The organism is Neisseria sp. P0022.S010, assembly GCF_051956635.1.
In genome coordinates this window covers 1-1,505 of record NZ_JBQCXF010000655.1, presented here as the reverse complement: position 1 = coordinate 1,505, position 1,505 = coordinate 1, and the positions used below count along the sequence as shown (strand labels likewise).

Sequence of the window (1,505 nt, the reverse complement as noted above, 5' to 3'; positions counted from 1 at the left end):
GTGATAAAGTAGCGACTTCGTTTCTGAGGTAACTATCATGAATCCGAATTTCAAATTAAATCTACTAACATTAGCTTTACTGACTATAACAAGTATCGCACACGCAGAAGACGAGGTTTCAACTCAAGAGCTTGATGAAATTCAAGTCAAAGGCAAACACATTGCCAAAGAGAAAAAAGTTTTTACCGAAGGCCAAGCCAAAAGTTCGCGTGAACGCATTTATCAATCCAGCGAAAACATCGATACCATCGTTCGGAGTATGCCCGGCGTTTTTACCCAACAAGACAAGGGATCGGGGGTATTGGCGGTCAATATCCGTGGCGATAGCGGTTTGGGACGTGTCAATACGATGGTTGATGGCGTCACCCAAACCTTCTATTCCACTTCTGCCGATGCCGGACGCAGCGGCAGCTCCTCGCAATTCGGTACGGCACTGGATCCCAATTTTATTGCCGGCGTGGATGTAACCAAAGGCAGTTTCACAGGTGCCAACGGCATCAATACCTTATCCGGTACAGCCAATTTCCGTACTTTACGGGTAGACGATGTGGTACACGGAAACAATACCTTCGGCCTCTTGACCAAAGGATTGACCGGCACAAACAGCACCAAAAGCAACTTTATGGCAACCGGAGCGGTACAAAAATGGTTTGACAGCGGTGCGCGCCTTGGTGCGTTATATGGTTACAGCCACCGCAATGTCGAGCAAAACTATAAAGTAGGCGGTGGCGGTCAGCGTATCGGCAATTTTGGCGAAGAATATTTGGACCGTAAAAAACAAGAATATTTTGAAAGCAACTTATTAAAATTCGACCAAGGGCAAAATCGTTGGGTTCGCGACTTTTCCAAGCGTAACGCAGTCGGTAAAAGCTATTGGGACTACCCTTTCTCCAAAAAATATAACGATCCTGAAGTTTTGCAAAGAGATTATGTTGATGATTTGGAAAGAAGCTGGAAAGAGAATTTGGCACCGCAATGGGACCTGACTCCAATCGACCCGACCAGCCTGCAACAACGCTCAAACAGCCATTTGGTCAAAGTGGAATACGAAAACGACAACAACAAGCTGGATCTTCAGCTTCGTACCATGAACAACCGTATCGGCAGCCGCAAAGTAGAAAACCGCAACTATCAAGCCAATTACAACTTAAACATTGGCGATTATGTCGATTTAAACGTGTTGGCCGCCCATAATCTGGGAAAACAAAAATATCCGAAAAACTCACGTTTTTCAGGATGGGGACTGCTTGATTATTTGGAAACCAAAAACACAGCCAATCTTTTGGATATCAACAACCGCTTCTCTTTCAACCTTCCCAACAAAACAGATTTAAAAACCACTGTGGGTTTCAATTTCTTTAAAAACCAATACAGTAAAAACCGCTTTCCGGAAGAGCTGAGCCTGTTTTACGACGGCCCGGATCAAGATGCCGGCCTGTACAGCTTTTTAGGCCGCTTCAAAGGCGACAAAGGAATATTTCCTCAGAAATCAACCATATTGCAAC

The 1,505-nt window shown here is 44.8% G+C and carries 1 protein-coding gene; it reads left to right on the top strand.

Annotated features, from left to right (window positions below; all coding sequences use genetic code 11):
• Positions 1-37 precede the first annotated feature (37 nt).
• A partial coding sequence (locus tag ACTHUT_RS20400) for a TonB-dependent receptor plug domain-containing protein (protein WP_440419624.1) occupies positions 38-1,505 on the top strand: 1,468 nt, incomplete at its 3' end.